The organism is Maribacter sp. HS (assembly GCF_048059195.1).
Classification (GTDB): Bacteria; Bacteroidota; Bacteroidia; order Flavobacteriales; family Flavobacteriaceae; genus Maribacter; species Maribacter dokdonensis.
Map to the genome: position 1 here is coordinate 644,807 of NZ_JAYLVV010000002.1, position 20,176 is coordinate 664,982.

The window sequence follows — 20,176 nt, forward strand, 5'->3', positions numbered from 1 at the left end:
TTGTACATTAATTAAAATATGATAGAAAATCTTTCTTTTTTGAAGCGGACACCATAACTTCTTTTCCGTTAGACATCACCACGCTGCCCCCTTTACCTTTTTTATACTTCACCACCTCGTTCACATTCACCAAAAAAGATTTATGAACACGCGCAAAAGGATAATTTTTTAATGCATCCTCAAAATACTTTAAGGTTTTACTCACTAATATTTTCTTGTTCAACAGGTAAATTTCAGTATAATTATCATCTGCCTTACAATACAAAATATCGGCAATATTCAGGACTTGAAAACCATCTTGTTGAGGCAAAGTCAATTTCCCCTCTACCCCATTAGATTTTGTACTTAGCACTTCTCCTTCCAAACTTGCCTCTTTTTCACGAACAGTTTCTACATAAGCTACTGCATTTACCAGTTCATCTATATTAATTGGCTTGGTTAGGTAGTATGCAGCATGATTGTTTAAAGCATCTTTTGCATAATGATCATACGCGGTAACAAAAACGGTTTCAAAAGTTCTATCGGGCAGTTGATCCAGTAAATCAAAAGCATTACCGAACGGCATTTCTACATCTAAAAAAACGAGATCCAAACTATTACTCCCAATTAAAGTCAAAGCATCCTTAATTGATGAAGCCTCTCCCAACAATTGAACACTAGGGCAATATTTAAAGATATAATTTCGTAATATCTCCCTACTATTAGCCTCATCTTCCACTATAATTGCATTTAAGCTCATTTCTCCCTTTTTAAAATAAATAAAACTTTAGTTCCGGTTCCGTTCTCTTGTAAATCTGAAATTTTAATATCCACCTTATCGGTATACATATCATTCAATATTGCCACGCGTTTTTGAATAATACCCATTCCTTTAGATTTTTGTTTCTTTTGATTTTGGGTTTTTATTTCTGCAGATTTCTTTCTTCCAATACCATTATCTGTGATTGAAATAATTATAGAGTCTTTACTATTCTCCTTAACGGTAACTAAAAGCTCTCCTTTTTCTTCCCTATATCTTAATCCGTGCCAAATGGCATTTTCAATGTAAGGTTGCAGTAACATTGGAGGTATTTGAAACTTCGACACCTGTACAGCCTCATCTACGGTAATTTGATAATCAAATTTATCTTCAAATCTAGAATGCTCTAGCTTTATATATAATTCCAATTGCTGTAATTCTTTTTCTAAGGGAATAAAATCTTCTTCAGAGTTTTCTAGTACAGAGCGCATTAATTTGGAAAAGTCACTAAGATATCTATTAGCACTGCGCTCATCACTTTTAGAAATAAAATTATTAACGGAATTTAATGCGTTGAAAATAAAATGCGGATTCATTTGAGAGCGCAATGATTTCAAGGCTAATAAGTTATTTGCCAATTTCTGTTGTTGATTACTTCGATAAAAGAAGAAGGCTGCCAAAAGGGTCAATAATAACCCAAATATTAAAGAGTAGATAACCAGCTGTTGTCTCTTATTACTTTCCTTTACCAGCTCTTGCTCCGTTAAAGCTAAATCATATTTACTTTGAGACAGTTCTCGCTCCTGTTCCAAGCCCGTAAGTCGGTTTTGAGCATTTGCTATCTCTCTATTAAAGCGACTAGCCCTAGAGATTTCTTGTTCTTTTCGTACATATAATGAATCTACCAATGCCACGTAGGTCTGGTAAGTTTCCAAGGCCTTGGTAAAATCCCCTTTCACCTTATACACTTCAGACAGTTTTCTTGTGGCATCTTTTTGCACCACCAAATCATCATCTGAGTCAGCCTCAACAATACTCTTTTCTAAAAAGGGAATAGCCTCATTGTACTTATCTTGAGAGATGTAGGCATTTGCAATCTTATAATTTATTCGTTGTGATGTTATCGTATCTCCAAGTTCAAGCTTTTTAAGTCCAACATTAGGCGCGTTCAATCTTTTTAATTCCTGTAAACTGTTTTTACGCATATTGATTTCTTCATTGAACCTACTTTTAGTATTGTAAAAATCCGCTACCTTTTCTTTTTCTTGCAATGCCCTTTTTGGTGCTGATTGTACCGCAAGTTCCAATGAATTTCCATAATAAGCCTCTGCCTCCATAGATTGGTTATCCATAGAATATGAATCGGCCAATTTCGAATTCAAGTCGATCATTTTTGAGGTATTCTGATTTTTTTCGGCAATCAACAGACCTCTGTTATACAACTCTATTGCTTCTTTGGTTTTGCCCTTACCCTTTTTAGCATCACCTAATAGTTCATAAAGTACTGCACTTTGATAAGGCGGCATTGTTTTTACCTTCGACAACGGATCCAATAAACCTATAGTCTCATTGAATCTTGACGTTAAATTGTACGCCCTACCCAACAATAAAGATGTGGCAATGGTCTTATTGTTCTCTATCGCATCTTCATAATTATCAATAGCTAAATCCAATTGCTTGTGATATTGATAGACCTCCCCAAGTTTGGAAAGCGATCGTGCCAATTCCTTCCTTCTCCCTCTTTTACCCAATAAAGCTATAGATTGGGCCACAAAGTCAATACTCTTTTCAATATCCTTGGCTTTGTAGTGTTCTGCAGAATCTAACAGTTGTTGATGTCTTATAGAAATATCAGGCGGTGAATTTGACCTGTCACTAACCGAAGACTCAAAGCCTTCTACCAAGATCAGTACATCATCATTTTTTTCTACATTATACCATAATGTCTCAATATCCTGATGCTCAATTATGAGTTGATCACCAATTCTTGTTTTAATTTCAAATTCTCCCAAGGCATTAGTAACCACGAACACCCCCATATCATTTGATATAGAAACACCGGAAATTGGTTGTCCTGTGCTCCTAACCTCAACCCTACCTTTTAAATTGAATTTTAGTGCATTGTTTTGAGATTGTGAATAGACAACGTTCCACCCCAAAAACAAACAAACCATTATGTAAATACAATAATCTTTCATACTCAATTACTATGGTAAACTTAGCTGATAATTATGGTACTAAAAAATGAAGTAATTGCAAAACACACACTTAATCTAGCATTATTCATAAGTTAACAAACCCATTAAACCACTTTACTAAGCCATAAGGCACCTTCGCTCATTTCAATTATTCTAAGAAAAACTTAGCGGTTAGTTTCGTCTTGAATTTAAAACGAAATTTATGAAAATCTTAAAACAACTTGGATCTATAGGTATTGCACTATTGACCATATCTAGCGTATATGCCTGTAATACTAACGAAAGAAGAAAACCAATTGAACTAATTGCACACGCTAATAATCCTTTAGAACCAAAAAAAGACAATACTGTTCAAATAGCGTTGTTATTGGATACAAGTAACAGCATGGACGGTTTAATCAACCAAGCCAAGTCTCAACTTTGGGATATTGTAAACGAGTTCAGTTTGGCTAAATGCGGAAATGACACTAGACCCAACCTACAAATTGCAATATATCAATATGGGAATGACAATCTTTCAGCAAGTGAAGGATACATTCAACAAGTTCTTGGATTTAGTAGTGATCTTGATGAAATTTCTGAAAAACTCTTCTCATTAACCACCAACGGTGGTGAAGAATATTGTGGTAAAGTTTTACAAACATCGCTACAACAATTACCATGGAACCAAAATCCAGATTTACTACGAATGATTTTCATTGCAGGTAACGAGCCTTTTGACCAAGGAAGGTATAATTATAGAAATGCGACCACCAATGCTAATGAAAAAGGGGTTACGGTCAACACTATTTTTTGTGGAAATTACGAATTGGGCATAAACACAGATTGGAAAAAAGGGGCTTCATTAACAGGAGGAGAGTATATGGCTATTGATCACAATAAAAAAGTGGTTCATATAAATACTCCTTATGATGACATCATAATCAAGCTCAATTCAAGATTGAACACCACATATATTTCGTACGGTACTTTAGGAAGAGAAAAGTACCAGGCACAGAAAGTTCAAGATGAAAATGCTTTAGAGATGGAAGAAGCCATTGCCGTTAAAAGAGCTGTTAGCAAAAGTTCAAGACTTTACAATAATAAAAAATGGGACTTAGTTGATGCCTATGCCGATGAGGAATTTGAAATTAGTACTGTTGAAAAAGATCAATTACCCAATGAGTTGAAGAACAAGAATGAAAAAGAAATCAAAGATTATATTGAATCTAAAAAAGCAGAAAGAATACAGATACAAAAAAAGATTCAAGAATATAACTCTAAACGTTTAGCATATATAGCCGAACATCAAAACACTGATAAATCAGGTGAATTAGAAAATGCCATGATCAAGGCGATCAAAAAGCAAGCCCGATCAAAAAATTATAGCTGGGAGTAAATCAATTTTAATAAAAAGGTCCGTTACAAACTAGCTGACCTTTTTATTTTAATTAGCGGCGGGACAGTAGCAATCATACTTACGCTCTGTTTGTCCAAAATCATACCCTAAGGTAATTTGGTGAAACCCACCATTATCAAAACGATAATCATTCATTTGATACGAATAATTATACGACACCATAAAGTTTTTAAAATTAGCACCAACTATAGGGGTTATCAACTGTAAGCGTTGCTCTCCAAATGAACCTGCATCTTGATATTGAGCTCCATCAAAACTTCTTCTATATGAGAGTCCGCCCCAAATACGACCAAAATCTACATCTTTATAAACCTTGGCGTTAATATCTAAACTCTTCTCCTTGGTAAATTCAGTTAACTGAAAAAGCACTGATGGCTCAAACTGCCATTCACTTCTTCCAAAGATATACCCTGCAGATACTAAAAACCTTCTAATATTATCAATTACCAATTCATCTGGGTTGTCATTTCTATCCCTATAGTACAAATTTCTTTTGCTTCCGGTCAATGCATTTGTAACCGCAAAATGCGCGTAAAACTCTCCATAATTGTATGAAACACCAATATCGACGTTTGCGTAAGAAGAGCTTAATTTGATACCTGAAACGGCAGGATCGGGAGTTACCGATCTAAATTCGGTTTCATCCAAGCTACTCTGTAATATAGTACCGCTAAGACCAAAAGATAGTTGATTTAACTGTCTTACATCATTACCGCCCATTCTTAAATGATGAGCGTATGTAAGTTTAAGTCCGGTTTGAGAATGATAGCCATTAGCATCGTTAAAAACTATTGCACCTATACCACTTGGAGAATCACCTAACCTAAAATGGGCATTAATGGTTTGCAAACTAGGTGCATCATCGACATCGAACCATTGCTTTCTTGCAGTAGCCCTAATTTTTCCACCTTCACCAATACCGGCCATGGACGGAAAAACCAAATAATAGTTATCTGACAAATAATCGAAATATACAGGAATACCTTCTTGTGCATTTGATTTAAGACCAATCACAAGCACGGTAAACAATAATAGAATATGGTATTTCATCTTGGGACATTAAAACTAGGGTTTAGTTTCGCTAATATAAAGTGTATAACGAGTTAACCTCAACATTATTATGTAGCTACAAACTAAGATTTCCTTTGTATTTTTGCTTAAAATTTTTGAGATATGAAAGAGTATTCAATCACGGTAGTAAAAACCAACAACCCACATATATTAAAATTCGAAACTAACCACTTGTTAGTACAGCGAAAAAATTACGAATTTAAAAATATTGACGAAGCCAAGAACAGTCCGTTGGCCCAACAACTATTCTATCTTCCGTTTATTAAAACAGTTTATATTTCTGGAGATTTTATTGGATTGGAACGTTACGATATTGTTCAATGGGAAGATGTAAAAGATGAAGTAGCACAACAACTAGTTGAGTACTTAAATGCTGGTGAGCCAATAGTCATAGAGGAAGATATGGACAAACCCATACCAGTTACCGTATATGCAGAAGTAACGCCCAACCCATCTACAATGAAATTTGTAGCCAGTAAAAAAATAGTAGGGTCTGCATTCGAATTTAAGAATATAGACGAAGCAAGAGATTCTAAACTAGCTACCGAGCTATTTCAATTTCCGTTTGTGAAACAGGTATTTATAGATGAAAATTACGTTTCTGTTTCTAAATATGAAGTTGCGGAATGGGATGATATAACCGTAGAACTACGAGAAGTAATAAGAAATTTTATTACCGAAGGAAAACAAATTGTAGCGGATAATGCCAAAGCTATAGGAGCTGAAGCTCAAGTATCCGAAACTATTACTGCCGAAAGTACTGTTGAGCTTGATGAAACTTCACAAGAGATTGTTGATATTTTAGAAGAATATGTAAAACCAGCTGTAGCTAGTGATGGAGGAAATATTATGTTTCAATCTTATGACACGGACAGCAAAACTGTAAACGTAATTCTACAAGGCGCCTGTAGCGGTTGCCCGTCTTCTACATTTACCCTAAAAAACGGTATAGAAACAATGTTGAAAAATATGATGGGAGACAAGGTAAATGAGGTAGTTGCCTTAAACGGCTAATTATCGATTTAAATGAATTAAAGTGTGCCTTCAATTTTTGTAACTTGTAGGAAATCTAAAAATCATTAATTATGGCAGTTTTAAAAGTAATCGAAATTTTAGCAAATTCTGACAACGGATGGGAAGATGCAGCAAAAAAAGCAGTTGCGGAAGCATCTAAATCAGTAAAAAATATAAAATCGGTTTATATCAACGAGCAAAGCGCTACCGTTGAAGATGGAAAAATCAAAAATTACAGAGTAAATGTTAAAATCACTTTTGAAGTGAAGTAACCATTTTGCTACAATATTAAAAGCGCCTTTTGGCGCTTTTTTTTGCCTTAAATCAAATATTTACACAATGCCCCATTCACAAAAGCATACTAACAACCTTATTAAAGAAAGTAGTCCTTATTTACTTCAACACGCCCACAATCCTGTTCATTGGGAAGCCTGGAACGATAACACTTTACAAAAGGCAAAAGACGAGAATAAATTAATATTGATAAGTATTGGTTACGCAGCATGTCATTGGTGCCATGTTATGGAGCATGAATGCTTTGAAGATGAAGAGGTTGCTGAAACCATGAATGCCCATTTTATCAATATCAAGGTAGACAGGGAAGAAAGACCAGATATTGACCACATTTACATGGATGCACTTCAAATGATGACCGGTAGCGGCGGCTGGCCTTTAAATATTTTGGCCCTACCAGATGGTAGGCCTTTTTGGGGAGCTACTTTTGTTAAAAAAACCGATTGGATTCAAGTACTGAACCAACTTCAAAAACTGTACATAGAAGACCCTAATAAAATTACAGGGTATGCTGAAAATATGGCTCAAGGTCTAAAAGAAATCAATTCAATTACAAAAACCGATAATGACGAGCTCATTAATTCAAACGAAATTGAAAAAATAATACAGGACTGGTCTAACTATTTTGATACGTTTTTAGGCGGATACAAACGAGCCCCAAAGTTTATGATGCCTACAAATATGAATTGTTTACTACATTATGCACACTCCCATAATGATGACACTATTTATGAGTACGTAAACACCACCTTGACCAGAATGGCTTGGGGTGGCATATTTGACCATGTTGGCGGTGGTTTTTCAAGATATTCGGTAGACACCAAGTGGCACGTACCACATTTTGAAAAGATGCTATATGATAATGGTCTATTAATTAGTCTTTATTCTAATGCGTATGCCGCTACCAACAAGCAACTTTATAAAAGTACCGTTGAGAAAACCATTTCATTTTTAGTAGAAGAGCTATTAGACAAGAGCAATGGATTTTACTCTTCTTTAGATGCCGATAGTTTAACCAAAAATGGCAAGTTGGTAGAAGGAGCGTATTATGTTTGGCAAAAAGAAGAATTAATAAGAATACTAAAGGATGATTTTGAAATTTTCGAGGAGTATTTCAATATAAACTCCTACGGCCTTTGGGAAGAAGACAACTATGTGCTAATTAGAGACGGCAAAGCTTTGAACATAGCAATGAAGCACTCCATTACCAAAAAGGAGTTGAAGCAAATTATAACCCAATGCCTTGTTTTATTAAAAAAGGAAAGAAAAAAACGCAACAAACCCAGGTTAGACGATAAGATTTTGACTGCTTGGAACGGACTTGCCTTAAAAGGTCTTACCGATGCTTACAGGTACTTGGAGAATCCTCACTATTTAGATCTCGCATTAAGAAATGCACAATTCATCATTGAAAAAATGTCTGCTGACGACGGTGGACTGTATCGTAATTTTAAGAACGGAGATAGCACCATTAAAGGGTTTTTAGAAGATTATGCATCGGTCATTGAGGCTTTTATTGGTCTTTATGAAGTTTCGTATGATGACAAATGGCTTAACCACAGTTTAAGGCTTACAAAATACGTAATAGACCATTTTACCGATAGTGAAACTGGACTCTTTTACTTCACATCTTCCAAAGAAGATGGGCTTATTAGAAGAACCTTGGAAATTGCAGATAATGTAATACCATCTTCCAACTCTATTATGGCACATAATCTACATAAACTCTCCAAGTATTTTCCAGAGGATAATTTAGATATTCGCTTAAACAAGATAATGACCTCAATGAAGTCTACGATAACAGAAAACCCTCAAAATAATTCTAATTGGCTTCATTTGGCTCAACTAATGGATCAGAAATTCTTTGAAATGGTCGCTATCGGTGAAAATTTTGAACCTATTTGCAAAACACTCATGAAGAACTATCTTCCAAACGTTATATTTGCGGCTTCAAACACAAAAAATAGCAACTTACCTTTATTGATGAATAGGTATGTAATGAACAAAACGCTTATTTATGTTTGTAATCACGGAAGCTGTCAAATGCCTGTTGAAGAACCAAAAAAGGCTTTAGATTTATTGACTACAAACATCTCATAGTTTATTTACCCCACTTTATTTCTAAAATCATCGATATCTGAAAGTTCGTTACAAATAATTTAAATTTCAATGATGGATAAAATCACAAACTTACAAGAACATGCAGATAAAGCCATAGAATGGATATGGGCCGCTTTACCAAGTTTACTTTGGGCAATTTTCCTTTTAATTGCGGGTACATACCTTATACGTTTCATTAATAAAATGATCCGAAAGTTCTTTGCCAGAAAAGATTATGATCTTGCCCTAGAATCATTTTCACAAAGCTTTATCAGTATTGCTTTAAAAATTATTCTGTTCGTATTGGTCATTACCCAGTTAGGAGTACAGACAACATCTTTGGTAGCAATACTTGCATCGGCAGGTTTAGCCATTGGTTTGGCACTACAAGGTTCTTTGGCCAATTTTGCGGGCGGAGTGCTCATACTATTATTCAAACCATTTAAGATAGGAGACTTTATTTCTGCCCAAGGAGTAGACGGAACAGTAAAGGAGATATCAATCTTCACTACCAAAGTAAGTACATTTGGAAATCAGATTGCCATTATACCCAATGGACAACTATCTAACAACACCATTACCAATTATAATGCTCTGGATACCAGAAGGGATAAAATTGATGTAGGTATTGGCTATAGTTCCAACATTAAAGAAGCAAAGGAAATTCTTTTAGCGATTTGTAATGATCGCGATACCATACACAAAACCCCAGCCCCTGAAGTATATGTTGGTGAATTAGGTGATAGTTCGGTAAATCTTACCTTACGTTTTTGGGCGAACAATGCAGATTTTTGGGCCGCACACTTCTATGTTATGGAAGAAATAAAATATCGATTTGATGCTGCCGGAATTGAAATTCCGTTCCCTCAACGTGTTATTACACAAATGAAAGGTTAATAACATAATGAATACCATTAAAAAAGCCCTTGAAACATCAAGGGCTTTTTTTTATGCCTTTGTCTTTTTGGTCCGAAGCACAAAATCTTTTAAATAATATGGTTCAAAATAAGCTACGTCTTCAAAATTAGACGCATTGAATTTAGCAAAAGATAGGCTAGCCATTTCTTTAGCGGATGGCACAACATCACAATGATAAATTATCTTCTCGTCAGTAAAAAGTTCTTTAATCTTCTCGGCTCCACTTCCTAAGAAATGAACAGTATTAGCATTTATGAACTCGTTAAATGAGTTTTCATCAACGATTTCCGCTTTCGTTTCCCTAATTTCATTACCTAGTGAATCAAACACTGCAGAATACACTTCCATACGCCTTGCATCCAAAACAGGTATCAAGACCTCATCTTCTTTAATTTTAATTTGCGTGGCCATACTCTTTAAAGTAGAAACCGATATCAAGGGTATACCTAAAGCGTAGCACAAGCCTTTTGCGGCAGAAACCCCAATTCGCAGTCCTGTATAAGACCCCGGACCTTTACTAACCGCTACTGCTTCTAAAGCTGCCATTTTTAGAGAAGCCTTTTGCAATACCTCTTCAATAAATAAATGTAACTTTTCTGCATGCGAATAGTTTGCAGAATTCAATTCCTTTATTGCTAGTATTTCTCCGTTTTCAGCAACACAAACAGAGCAATTTGTAGATGATGTCTCTAGGTTTAATAGTATTCCCATAATGCAAAGGTATTACATAAAATGAAAAAGCCCGTAACACTAGAATGCTACAGGCTTAATAATCATAAATTACTTTTATCTATTCTAAAGAAATTGGAATACCAAAATAGAATTCTAATATTTTCAATCTGAAAATATAATCATATTTTGTTCTAATCACCTCTGCTTCAGCATTATCTACTCGTGCCTGAGCTTGACTAAAATCAAAGGAATTCATTAAACCTACATCAAATCGCTCTTTTGAATACTGATACGCAAGACTTCTGGCCTCCAAGGTTTTTTGAGCCGCTTCATAAGCTTTATAAAAACTGGTTACATCTACATATGCCTGATTTACATCGGTCTCTAATTGCAGTTTGGTTCTTTCATACTCAATCTGCGCCAAGTCAACACTTATTTGAGATCGCTTGATATTATTTCTAACGCTCCATCCATTGAAAACAGGAATATTCATTTGCGCCCCATATGAAATACCATCATTTATATAGAGCTGGTCTTTAAATGGAATTGCCTCACCTGTAAAAGGATCATTGTTTTGATCCGAATATCTAGTGTTATAGTTAATGAACGCACCCACCGTAGGATATTTTTCTCCTTTTGCTATTTCTAAATCTTTTTGAGCCAGCTCTACACCGGACATTGCCAACTTTATATCATTTCTAAAAGTCAATGCGGTATTGAAAATAACCTTCGCTGAATTATTTAAAATATCAGATGGCGGAATATCAAACTCCTCTTCGGCAATTTCAAAACTCTCATAGTCGGTTATACTAAGTAACTGTGCTAAATTTAATTTGGAAATCAATATCAAATTCTGGGCATTGATTATCTGTTGTTCTTGACCTGCAGCAGTTGCTTCAATTTCCAACAAATCTCCACGAGCTACTACACCGGATTCCACCAATTCCTTAGTACGCTTTAAATCTTGCTCAGTAACCGCCAACTGTGCTTTAAAAACCTTTAAGGATTCCTTATTGGATAGTACCTGTAAATAAGCGTTGGCAACATTAAGTTTGATATCATCTTTTATATCGTCTAAACGATATTGATTGGCAATACTGTTCAGCTTTGCTCTTTCTATTCTATTAAAATTTCTAAGTCCATCAAACAAAGTAACGGACGAGGTCATATTACCTGAAGCAGAAAAAATTGTTGCCGAAACTAAGTTGTTTGTAGTAGGATCTAAAGCAAGACCTGTATTTGCCGAAGCACTTATAGAGCCATTTAAATTTGGTAGAAGTGCTCCAATTGCATCAGACTTATCAATTTTAGCATTCTCAAGATCTAATTGATATTGCTCTACCGTTAGGTTATTTTCTATAGCATAGGCAACACATTCTTGCAAGGTCCATTTCTTTTGTTGTGCCGTACCTATTACAACAGAAAATAATAGTAGTAATCCCGTGATTTTTACTTTCATGTTCTTCTTTTTTAAACCAACCAATAATAGGTTGTTCGATTCGTTTTTTGATTTGATTGATTGTTCTTAGTCCTCATTTGGGGCATCGTCATTACTCTTGGCTTCAAGCTTGTTCCAAATTTTTATTTTAGAATTTTCATCTATGCCAGAGATTATTTCCACGTCAATACCATCACTAACGCCAAGTTCAAGTTCTCTTTTTTCAAACTCATTCTCCCCTATTTCAATCTCTACATAAGGTTTGTTGGTTTCTTTATCAAATTGCAACAAAGCTTCTTTAATAGAAAGCACGTCTTTTTTCTCTTCTAAAACTATTGCAGCATTTGCACTATAGCCAGCCCTAATATTTGTACTATCCGATACAGCTAAATCTCCCTCTATCCTAAATTGAACAGCACCTTCTTCCTCAACTCCCTTGGGAGCTATGAATTTTAATTTGGCATTGAATTTTTCATCTTGTAATGCTCCCATGCTAATCTCTAAAGGCATACCAACTTTAAGTTTACCTACTTCAGCCTCATCTACCTCACCTTCAAATATCATTTTAGACATATCGGCTATAAAGGCAATGGTAGTACCATCGTTAAAATTGTTACTTTCAATAACCTGATCGCCTTCTTCAACAGGAATTTCCAATAATGTACCGGTTACAGTTGCTCTAATATTCGTATTGGCACTAGAGGACCCACCAGCTGAACCAACTCTAATAATTTGGTAATCTGCCTGCGCATTTTGCAACTCTTGCGTAGCTTGATCGTATTGTAGTTGCAATGCATTGAAATCCTGACTGGAAATCACACCTTTATCAAATAAGGATTTGTTACGGTCATACTCTATCTTGGTATTGTTCAACGCTATTTTTGCATTATTGACCCTACCGCGGGCCTGGTTTAAAGATTGCTCATTTGGAACTACCTTAATAGTCGCAATCAAATCTCCCGCTTTTACTTGAACACCTTCTTCCAAGTACACCTTTTGAATAATTCCCGAAATTTGAGGCTTGATCTCAATTTCATCTTGCGGAATTACCTTACCGGTAACAACAACCTTATTGGTAATATCTCTTTTTTCAACGGTTTCCGTTTCATATGTTTTTAAAGGAGTGCTATTCTTCTTTAGAAAATAGACTACCGCAGCCAGTATACCTATAACTGCTATTCCTATTAATGCGTACTTTACATACTTGTTCATGCTCAACTATTTGATTGTTATTTACTTTTATTATTTGGTCTGTTACTCTTCTCTTAATGCGTCTATTGGTTTAATTCTAATGGCTCTGTTCGCAGGTATTAAACCTATTAAAACACTTAACCCTACCATTAAAATAAAAGAACCTATAAACTGGGGAATATTGATCATTAAGTTATAAAATGGCATATCGCTATTCTCGCCAATCATATTATTTGCCAATGCTAAAAAGCCTATTGCAATGGCAAAACCAACAAACCCTGCGAATACCGTAATTACTATTGACTCCAAAACAATTTGTCTCTTTACCACACTTGGTGTTGCACCTAATGCACGTCTAATTCCTATTTCCTTGGTACGTTCCTTAACCGTGATCAAAAGAATATTACTAATGGCAATAACCCCGGCAAGCAATGTCAAGATCCCTACAAAAAATGATACCCCTTGTAATACACCCGTAAAGGCAGATACATTGTTAAACACTTCAGACATGTCAAAACTGCCAATAGCACGTTCATCTGTAGGATTGATATCATATTTGTTCTTCAACAATCTCTTTATCTGACTTTCAACTACAGGTACCTTAGTGTCCGCCTGAACAGAGATTGCCATCCACCCCATTCTATCACCGGAACCAAAAGCTTTTTGAAATGTAGAGAACGGAATATAGACCGAATTCTCACCGTCAATATTGATATTCTGATTTGGTTTATAAATACCAACGATATTAAAGAACACCCCGTTAATACGTACATCTTCACCAATTGCATTTTCTCCTTTTTCAAATAGCAATTTATAGGTCTCTTCACCAATAACACAGACCTTTTTTGACTCGGTCATATCATTTTCGTTCAAGAACCTGCCTTCTACCAGTTTCTTTTTCATGATATCGTCAATGTTAGGGTAATCACCATAAACCGATGAACCACTTGTAAGTCCGTTTCTATATACGGTAACAACACCCCTATGACTACCCAATTCAATTCTTGGCGCTAGCACTTCTATCTCTGGAATTTGTTCTTTTAAGATTGTGGCATCTTCTAACTTGAACTGAATTCTTCGTCCTCTCTCAAAACCTTTATACGGTTCAGAAGTACTTTGGCTCCACACGAACAAACTGTTAGATGCGGTGCCTGCAAAAATCTTTTGAAAACCGTTACTCATTCCGTTTGCTCCACCCAACAACAATACCAAAATAATCATGGCTATAATTACACCAAGCATTGTCAAAAAAGTACGAAACAAGTTCTTACCCAATGTGGCAAAAATCTCTGACCATAAATCTCTATCAAATATCCACATACTACTTATCCGTTAATGCTACAATTGGTTTCACTTTCGCCGCTTTCATTGCCGGAATCAATCCTGCAAGTACGCCCGCTACAACCAATATTACTGTGGCGGTAACTACCATAGACATACTAACCGACGGATTTGCAAAAGCCCCGGTCTTAATACTTGGACCAATTGCCGCCAATAATCCTGTTGCAATTCCTAAACCTATGAATCCGGATAAAGCGGTAATAAATACAGATTCGAACAACACCAATTTTATAATGGACCAAGGTTCTGCTCCCAAAGCTTTACGTACTCCGATCTCTTTGGTACGTTCCTTAATAATAAACACCATGATATTACCGATACCTACAATACCTGACAATAGGATTAAAAGCCCCACGATGATTACCGCAATGTCCAAACCTCCCGTAAAGTTGCTGATGTCTTCAAAAACCTCTGCGTAATTAAATATTCTAATGCCCGCTTGGTCTTGTGGTGCAATTTTGAACCTTCTTCTAAAAACATTTTCCAATCTATCTGAAAAAGCCAAAGCCTCGGTCAAATCATAATTTGGGTTATAGGTCAATGCAATTTGATCAATATGGTCTGTTTGACCGTACATTTTCTGGTAGGTACTGGTTGGCGCATAGATATTGCGTTCTGCGTTGTCATCACCATCATCTGTAAATGTACCGATGACCCTAAAAGGCAAACCGTTGAACTCAACGAATTTTCCTATAGCATCTTCGTTCTTAAACAAATCTTCTTCTACCTTTCTTCCTATTACAGCTACTTTAGACGCATTGATCAAGTCATTGGTATTGATGAACCTACCTTTATTGACTATGGTCTTTTCTATAGCTTGATGATCCGGGTAAACCGCTTGTATATTGTAACTACCAGTTTCACTTTTATAGCGTGCCGATGTATTTTGATAAACCCTAGGACTTATATATTCAATGTCATTTGGAAAGCTTCTTTTGATATATTCAATATCATCATTGGTCATTTGAATTCTTCTACCCGCCTCAAATCCGCCATAAGCCAAAGATGTAGTACCGGTCCTCACAAAAATGGAATTTGTAGCATCATCACTGAACTGTAATGTAAAACCATTCTGCATGCCTTTTACCGAAGCCAATAGCAATACAAGAATAAATATTCCCCAACCAACCGAAAATCCCGTCAAGAAAGTTCTAAGCTTGTTGTTGCTAATACTATGATATATTTCTTGCCAAATGTCTCTATCAAACATATTGCTCGGCTCTAACTTGTTCTATTTTCTTATCCTCAATGATCACCCCATCCTTTAAGTGAACAATACGCTTGCACATATCTGCTATATCGGGTTCATGCGTTACTATCAAAATAGTATTTCCGGCATCGTTAATTTTCTGGATTAGATCCATAACCTCATAAGAAGTTTTACTATCCAACGCACCGGTTGGCTCATCTGCCAACAACACTTTGGGTTCTGCCGCCAATGCCCTAGCAATGGCAACACGTTGCTTTTGACCACCTGACAGCTCACTTGGTAAATGACCTGCCCACTCTTTTAAACCAACCTGCTCCAAATATTTAAGTGACTTTTCTTGACGCTCTTTTCTTGGAACTTTTTGATAATATAATGGCAATGCAACATTCTCTGCAGCACTTTTATAATTGATCAGATTGAAAGATTGAAAAACAAAGCCTAAAAACTTGTTTCTATATCTAGCTGCCTTGGTTTCATTTAGATTTTTGATTGGAACATTATCCAATATATACTCACCGGAATCAGAACTATCCAACATCCCTAAAATGTTTAGCAAGGTTGATTTACCAGAACCGGAAGAACCCATGATAGCTACCAACTCCCCTTCTTCAACATTAAAATTTATGCCTTTTAGAACGTGAAGTGAATTCTTGCCCATTTTATAGGACTTGTGAAGATCTTTTATTTGAATCATGTTGGTTGTTGTTTTGAACAATTTTTACATTGTCTAATCATTAGACTATGCAGTCATAAATTTGTTACATCAATTAAAATATATTTTTAATATTATTCATTATCGGCAAGCTCATCGGGCTTTATCTCGTTCCAAACCTTAATTTTCTCGCCTTCATTTATACCAGAGTTTATTTGAACATGAATACCATCACTAATTCCAAGTTCTATATCTCGTCTTTCAAATTGTTGATCACCGGTAGCTATTTCAACAAAGGGTTTCTTAGTCTCGTCATCAAACTGCACCAAAGCCTCCTTTACGGCTAAAACACTATCTGCACGTGCCAAAATAATGGATGCGTTAGCACTTAGCCCAGCTCTAATAAATACAGAATCTTGTTTCTTCAATGTTCCTTTTATTTCAAATTGTATGGCACCATTTTCTTCGTTTCCCTTTGGGGCTATGTAATCCAAAACAGCATCAAAAGTTTTATCCTCAATGGCTCCTACAGTTATTTCAAGAGGCAGATTCTCCTTTATCTTACCTACTTCGGACTCATCTACTTTGCCCTCAAAAATCATTTTATCAACATCAGCGATAGCGGCTATGGTAGTCCCTTCATTAAAATTATTACTTTCTATAACTTGATTACCTACCTCTACTGGCACTTCTAAAACCATACCATTGACCGTTGCCCTTATTTGTGTATTTGCAGCATTACCATAACCAGAGGTTGTACCGGTCTTTACTATATCATAGCGTTTGTTTGCGGCGGCATATGATTGTTTAGATTGATCGTAACTAACCTGGGCGCGTTCCAGATCTACTTTTGAAATCACTCCTTTAGAAAACAATCCTTTTTGGCGTTCTAGATTTCGCAATTGATCATCTAAATTAATTTTGGCTTCATCTATATTATTCCTGGCATCATTTAGCGCACTAAGGTTAGGCACTACCTTTATTGTACATAATAGATCTCCAGATTTCACATAATCTCCACCTTCCACAAAAATCTTTTCTATAACACCAGAAATGTTTGGCTTGATCAACACTTCTTCCAATGGTAAAATACTGCCCGTAGCCATGGTCTTTTTGATAATGGTCTGTTTAGAGGGCTCCTCCGTTAAATAAACAACAGGGTCTTCTGCATTCTTGGAATAGAGATAGAACATTGATCCACCAAAGGCGAAAACAATTAATAAGAGTACAATAATAGTTGTTGACTTTTTCATTTTATGATCGATTAAATTTTGTTGATGATTTATTCTGTTCTTAATGCTTCTATAGGTCTAATCTTTATGGCACTTTGAGCAGGAATAAAACCTGCCAACAAGCCTGAAAATACCAAGATGATCAGTGCGCTTACCACAATTGCTAAACTTACACTTGGGTTGATGAACATATCTACAGGACCTACGGAATCTAACACTGCATTTACACCATAAATAAATGCCGCCCCGAAAACAATACCTATCATACCCGATATTATTGTCAAGAAAATAGATTCCATTAAAATTTGTTTTTTTATGGACCAAGGTGCTTCGCCCAATGCCCTTCGAATTCCAATTTCCTTTGTGCGTTCTTTGATAACGATCAGCATGATATTACTTACCCCAATAATACCGGATAGCAAAACCAATACCCCAACAAAGTAGGCCACCCACCGCAATGCACCGAACAAACTTTCTACACGATTAAACTGCTCGTAAAGGTCAAAGTATCCTACGGCACGTTTGTCATCTGGGTGAATTTTTCTTTTTTCCTTAACAACGCCAACTATTTTCTCTTTCAAATCGGAAATAGAACTACCATCATTGGCGGTAATGGCCATCCACCCTACATCATTACTTGTATTAAATGCTTGTGAAAAAGCCGTAAACGGCACATATATTTCTTTTTGACCTTCTTCACCACCACCGTCATCTTTCTTTTGATAGGTACCCACCACCATAAAGTTGACACCTTGTATTTTTATATACGTCCCTATTACGGTTTCACCCTGATCGTATAATTCGTTTCTAACACCGTCGCCTATTACCGCAATCTTTCTTTTATCCTGTATGTCATTATGATTCACAAACCTACCCGAGGTTATCGTCATAGGTTCTTGTTTTATGATTTCAGGATAATCCCCATAAACATTAAATGCACCCGTTCTTAATCCGCGGACCACATTATTTGCCCCTCTAAAACCTCCTAATTGATTACGAGGAGAAATAAAGCGAAGATCAGGTACATTGTCCTTAATGGCCTGAACATCTTCTAACTTAAAACTAAAACGCCTACCCTTTGGCAATCCTTTATAGGGCATTGTTGTATTTCTAGACCACATGAACATGGTATTTGTAGCAATGTCCCCAAAATCTGCTCTAATACCGTTCTCCAAGCCTTTACCTGCCGCCAAAAGAATGATTAGTATGAATATACCCCAACCTACGCCAAAGGAAGTAGCCAATGTCCTAAAAACATTGCTAGACAAAACTTCCAAAATTTCTTTCCACCGGTCTCTATTGAACATGGGTCATTGCTTAATTATTATACTCACTCCTTTACAACTATTCATCTCTAAGAGCTTCTATCACATGAATTTTAGCAGCTCTCCATGCCGGGAAAAATCCAGCTATGGCTCCGGCAATTATTAATACAAATACGGTTGTTAAGGCCACATTGAAATTTACCGACGGATTCAAAACATAATCTACCTCTACATGCGGACCTACGATTTCCAACAATCCCATACTTAAAATAAGACCGGTAAAACCCGCTATTGCCGTAATAAAAATGGCTTCGTGCAATATCATACCTACAATAGACCATGGTTTTGCTCCTAATGCCTTACGAATACCTATTTCTCGAGTACGTTCTTTAACTACAATTAGCATAATATTACTTACCCCCACTATACCCGCAATAATGGTACATACCCCAACAAACCAAAAGAAAAATTTTATTCCCCCCATTAAAGCATAAAAGCGCTTGGCTTCTTCCATAGGGTTGTACACTTGTATGGCGCTAGTATCTTCTGGCGCTACCGTATGTGCTTTTTGCAAATATGATTTAAGCTCATTTTTAAATTTAATGGATTGTTGTACAGCTGCTTCAAAATCTTCTTTTGGAGGAAGCGTATACGCAAGGTTATTCAAATAATCCGCACCATTGAAAACCTGTTGTGCCGTACTAATAGGTATATAAATACGATCTTCTTCCCGTTCTCCGCCTATATCCCCATAAACCCCAACGATTTTAAATGGAATTCCGGACAAATCTAAATACTCACCAATAGGGCTTTCCAATTCATGAAATACTTCCCTATTGATCTTATTACTGATAATGGCAACCTTGGCCTTAGAGTCACCGTCTTGTTGATTCAGAAATCTCCCAAGGGTCATAAACTCATTCTCAATAAATTGAAATTGATGCGAAACCCCTTGAACATTATATGCCAATGATTCACTACCAAAATTGACAAACACATCTCTAACAAATAACCTTGGAGATTCATTCTCTATTTGTTCCTGAAACAAAACACCGGCCATTTCATAATTTTCGTTTCTGAATTGAATAGGCCTACCTGGGTTCATACCTTTATAGCCAATTGTAGTTACACCAGGCCACACCCAAACACTTGTAGCAGCATCTTGTTCAAATTCTTTGGCAATTCCATTTTGCATGCCTTGACCAAAACCCAATAAAATTACCAGTATAAAAATGCCTGAAGCAACGGAAAGTCCGGTAAGAAAAGTTCGTAATTTATTTTTACGAATAGTATCGAAAATTTCTTGCCAACGTTCTAGATCGAACATAAGATTGATTGATTAGTATGATTGATTGATGAATGCAACACAAGTGCCACACAATCATAAGACTAACCAATTGAAAGAATGTTACAGTTTTTTTGAAAAAAATTAAAAATGAGCA

17 protein-coding genes are annotated in these 20,176 nt (G+C 36.0%); 5 read left to right on the top strand and 12 right to left on the bottom strand.

Annotated elements, in window-relative coordinates:
* Nucleotides 1-7: 7 nt before the first annotated feature.
* Together VBZ51_RS02955 and VBZ51_RS02960 are read right to left on the bottom strand one after the other, a co-directional pair.
* On the bottom strand, nt 8-739 hold the full coding sequence (locus VBZ51_RS02955) for a LytR/AlgR family response regulator transcription factor (RefSeq protein WP_416576009.1): 732 nt from the start codon (nt 737-739) through the stop codon (nt 8-10).
* A complete protein-coding gene (locus VBZ51_RS02960) occupies nt 736-2,937 on the bottom strand; it encodes a histidine kinase (protein ID WP_416576010.1) in 2,202 nt (733 codons plus the stop codon). Before VBZ51_RS02960 ends, VBZ51_RS02955 begins: the two co-directional genes overlap by 4 nt.
* A gap of 202 nt (nt 2,938-3,139) precedes the next feature.
* On the opposite strand from VBZ51_RS02960, the gene VBZ51_RS02965 reads away from it, so the two are divergent.
* Nucleotides 3,140-4,315, top strand: coding sequence for a vWA domain-containing protein (locus VBZ51_RS02965; RefSeq protein WP_416576011.1), 1,176 nt, complete (start codon nt 3,140-3,142; stop codon nt 4,313-4,315).
* A 48-nt stretch (nt 4,316-4,363) separates the two neighbouring features.
* Here VBZ51_RS02965 and VBZ51_RS02970 read toward each other — a convergent pair whose 3' ends face one another.
* Nucleotides 4,364-5,386: a type IX secretion system membrane protein PorP/SprF gene (locus VBZ51_RS02970; RefSeq protein WP_348360271.1), complete on the bottom strand. Its 1,023-nt coding sequence runs from the start codon at nt 5,384-5,386 to the stop codon at nt 4,364-4,366.
* 123 nt (nt 5,387-5,509) lie between these two features.
* Here VBZ51_RS02970 and VBZ51_RS02975 point away from each other — a divergent pair, with 123 nt between their 5' ends.
* The 4 genes from VBZ51_RS02975 to VBZ51_RS02990 all read left to right on the top strand — a co-directional run bounded on the left by VBZ51_RS02975 (nt 5,510) and on the right by VBZ51_RS02990 (nt 9,712).
* Nucleotides 5,510-6,421 (top strand): NifU family protein, encoded by a 912-nt coding sequence (locus tag VBZ51_RS02975; protein ID WP_071341283.1) that lies wholly within the window; start codon nt 5,510-5,512, stop codon nt 6,419-6,421.
* A gap of 71 nt (nt 6,422-6,492) precedes the next feature.
* Nucleotides 6,493-6,693, top strand: coding sequence for a dodecin family protein (locus tag VBZ51_RS02980; RefSeq protein ID WP_036151958.1), 201 nt, complete (start codon nt 6,493-6,495; stop codon nt 6,691-6,693).
* Between the two features lie 67 nt (nt 6,694-6,760).
* Nucleotides 6,761-8,815 carry a thioredoxin domain-containing protein gene (locus VBZ51_RS02985; protein WP_416576012.1) on the top strand — a complete coding sequence of 685 codons (2,055 nt, stop codon included), beginning with the start codon at nt 6,761-6,763 and terminating at the stop codon, nt 8,813-8,815.
* A gap of 72 nt (nt 8,816-8,887) precedes the next feature.
* A complete protein-coding gene (locus VBZ51_RS02990) occupies nt 8,888-9,712 on the top strand; it encodes a mechanosensitive ion channel family protein (protein WP_416576013.1) in 825 nt (274 codons plus the stop codon).
* Between the two features lie 51 nt (nt 9,713-9,763).
* Here the strand turns inward: VBZ51_RS02990 and tsaB are convergent, their stop codons facing one another.
* From tsaB to VBZ51_RS03035, 9 genes are all read right to left on the bottom strand, one after another.
* Complete coding sequence (gene tsaB, locus VBZ51_RS02995) at nt 9,764-10,444, bottom strand: tRNA (adenosine(37)-N6)-threonylcarbamoyltransferase complex dimerization subunit type 1 TsaB (protein WP_416576014.1); 681 nt, start codon at nt 10,442-10,444, stop codon at nt 9,764-9,766.
* 79 nt (nt 10,445-10,523) lie between these two features.
* Nucleotides 10,524-11,864: a TolC family protein gene (locus VBZ51_RS03000; protein WP_416576015.1), complete on the bottom strand. Its 1,341-nt coding sequence runs from the start codon at nt 11,862-11,864 to the stop codon at nt 10,524-10,526.
* Nucleotides 11,865-11,930: 66 nt separating this feature from the next.
* Nucleotides 11,931-13,055, bottom strand: a complete 1,125-nt coding sequence (locus VBZ51_RS03005; RefSeq protein WP_416576016.1) for an efflux RND transporter periplasmic adaptor subunit — start codon at nt 13,053-13,055, stop codon at nt 11,931-11,933.
* A 42-nt stretch (nt 13,056-13,097) separates the two neighbouring features.
* Nucleotides 13,098-14,354, bottom strand: coding sequence for an ABC transporter permease (locus VBZ51_RS03010; RefSeq protein WP_058103922.1), 1,257 nt, complete (start codon nt 14,352-14,354; stop codon nt 13,098-13,100).
* A gap of 1 nt (nt 14,355) precedes the next feature.
* On the bottom strand, nt 14,356-15,585 hold the full coding sequence (locus VBZ51_RS03015; protein WP_058103923.1) for an ABC transporter permease: 1,230 nt from the start codon (nt 15,583-15,585) through the stop codon (nt 14,356-14,358).
* A complete protein-coding gene (locus tag VBZ51_RS03020) occupies nt 15,578-16,279 on the bottom strand; it encodes an ABC transporter ATP-binding protein (protein ID WP_058104323.1) in 702 nt (233 codons plus the stop codon). Before VBZ51_RS03020 ends, VBZ51_RS03015 begins: the two co-directional genes overlap by 8 nt.
* 92 nt (nt 16,280-16,371) lie before the next feature.
* On the bottom strand, nt 16,372-17,490 hold the full coding sequence (locus VBZ51_RS03025; RefSeq protein WP_416576017.1) for an efflux RND transporter periplasmic adaptor subunit: 1,119 nt from the start codon (nt 17,488-17,490) through the stop codon (nt 16,372-16,374).
* Between the two features lie 29 nt (nt 17,491-17,519).
* Nucleotides 17,520-18,776 (bottom strand): ABC transporter permease, encoded by a 1,257-nt coding sequence (locus tag VBZ51_RS03030; protein WP_340156771.1) that lies wholly within the window; start codon nt 18,774-18,776, stop codon nt 17,520-17,522.
* 37 nt (nt 18,777-18,813) lie between these two features.
* Entirely contained in the window at nt 18,814-20,061 is a 1,248-nt protein-coding gene (locus tag VBZ51_RS03035; RefSeq protein WP_286812871.1) for an ABC transporter permease, read from the bottom strand.
* Nucleotides 20,062-20,176 lie beyond the last annotated feature (115 nt).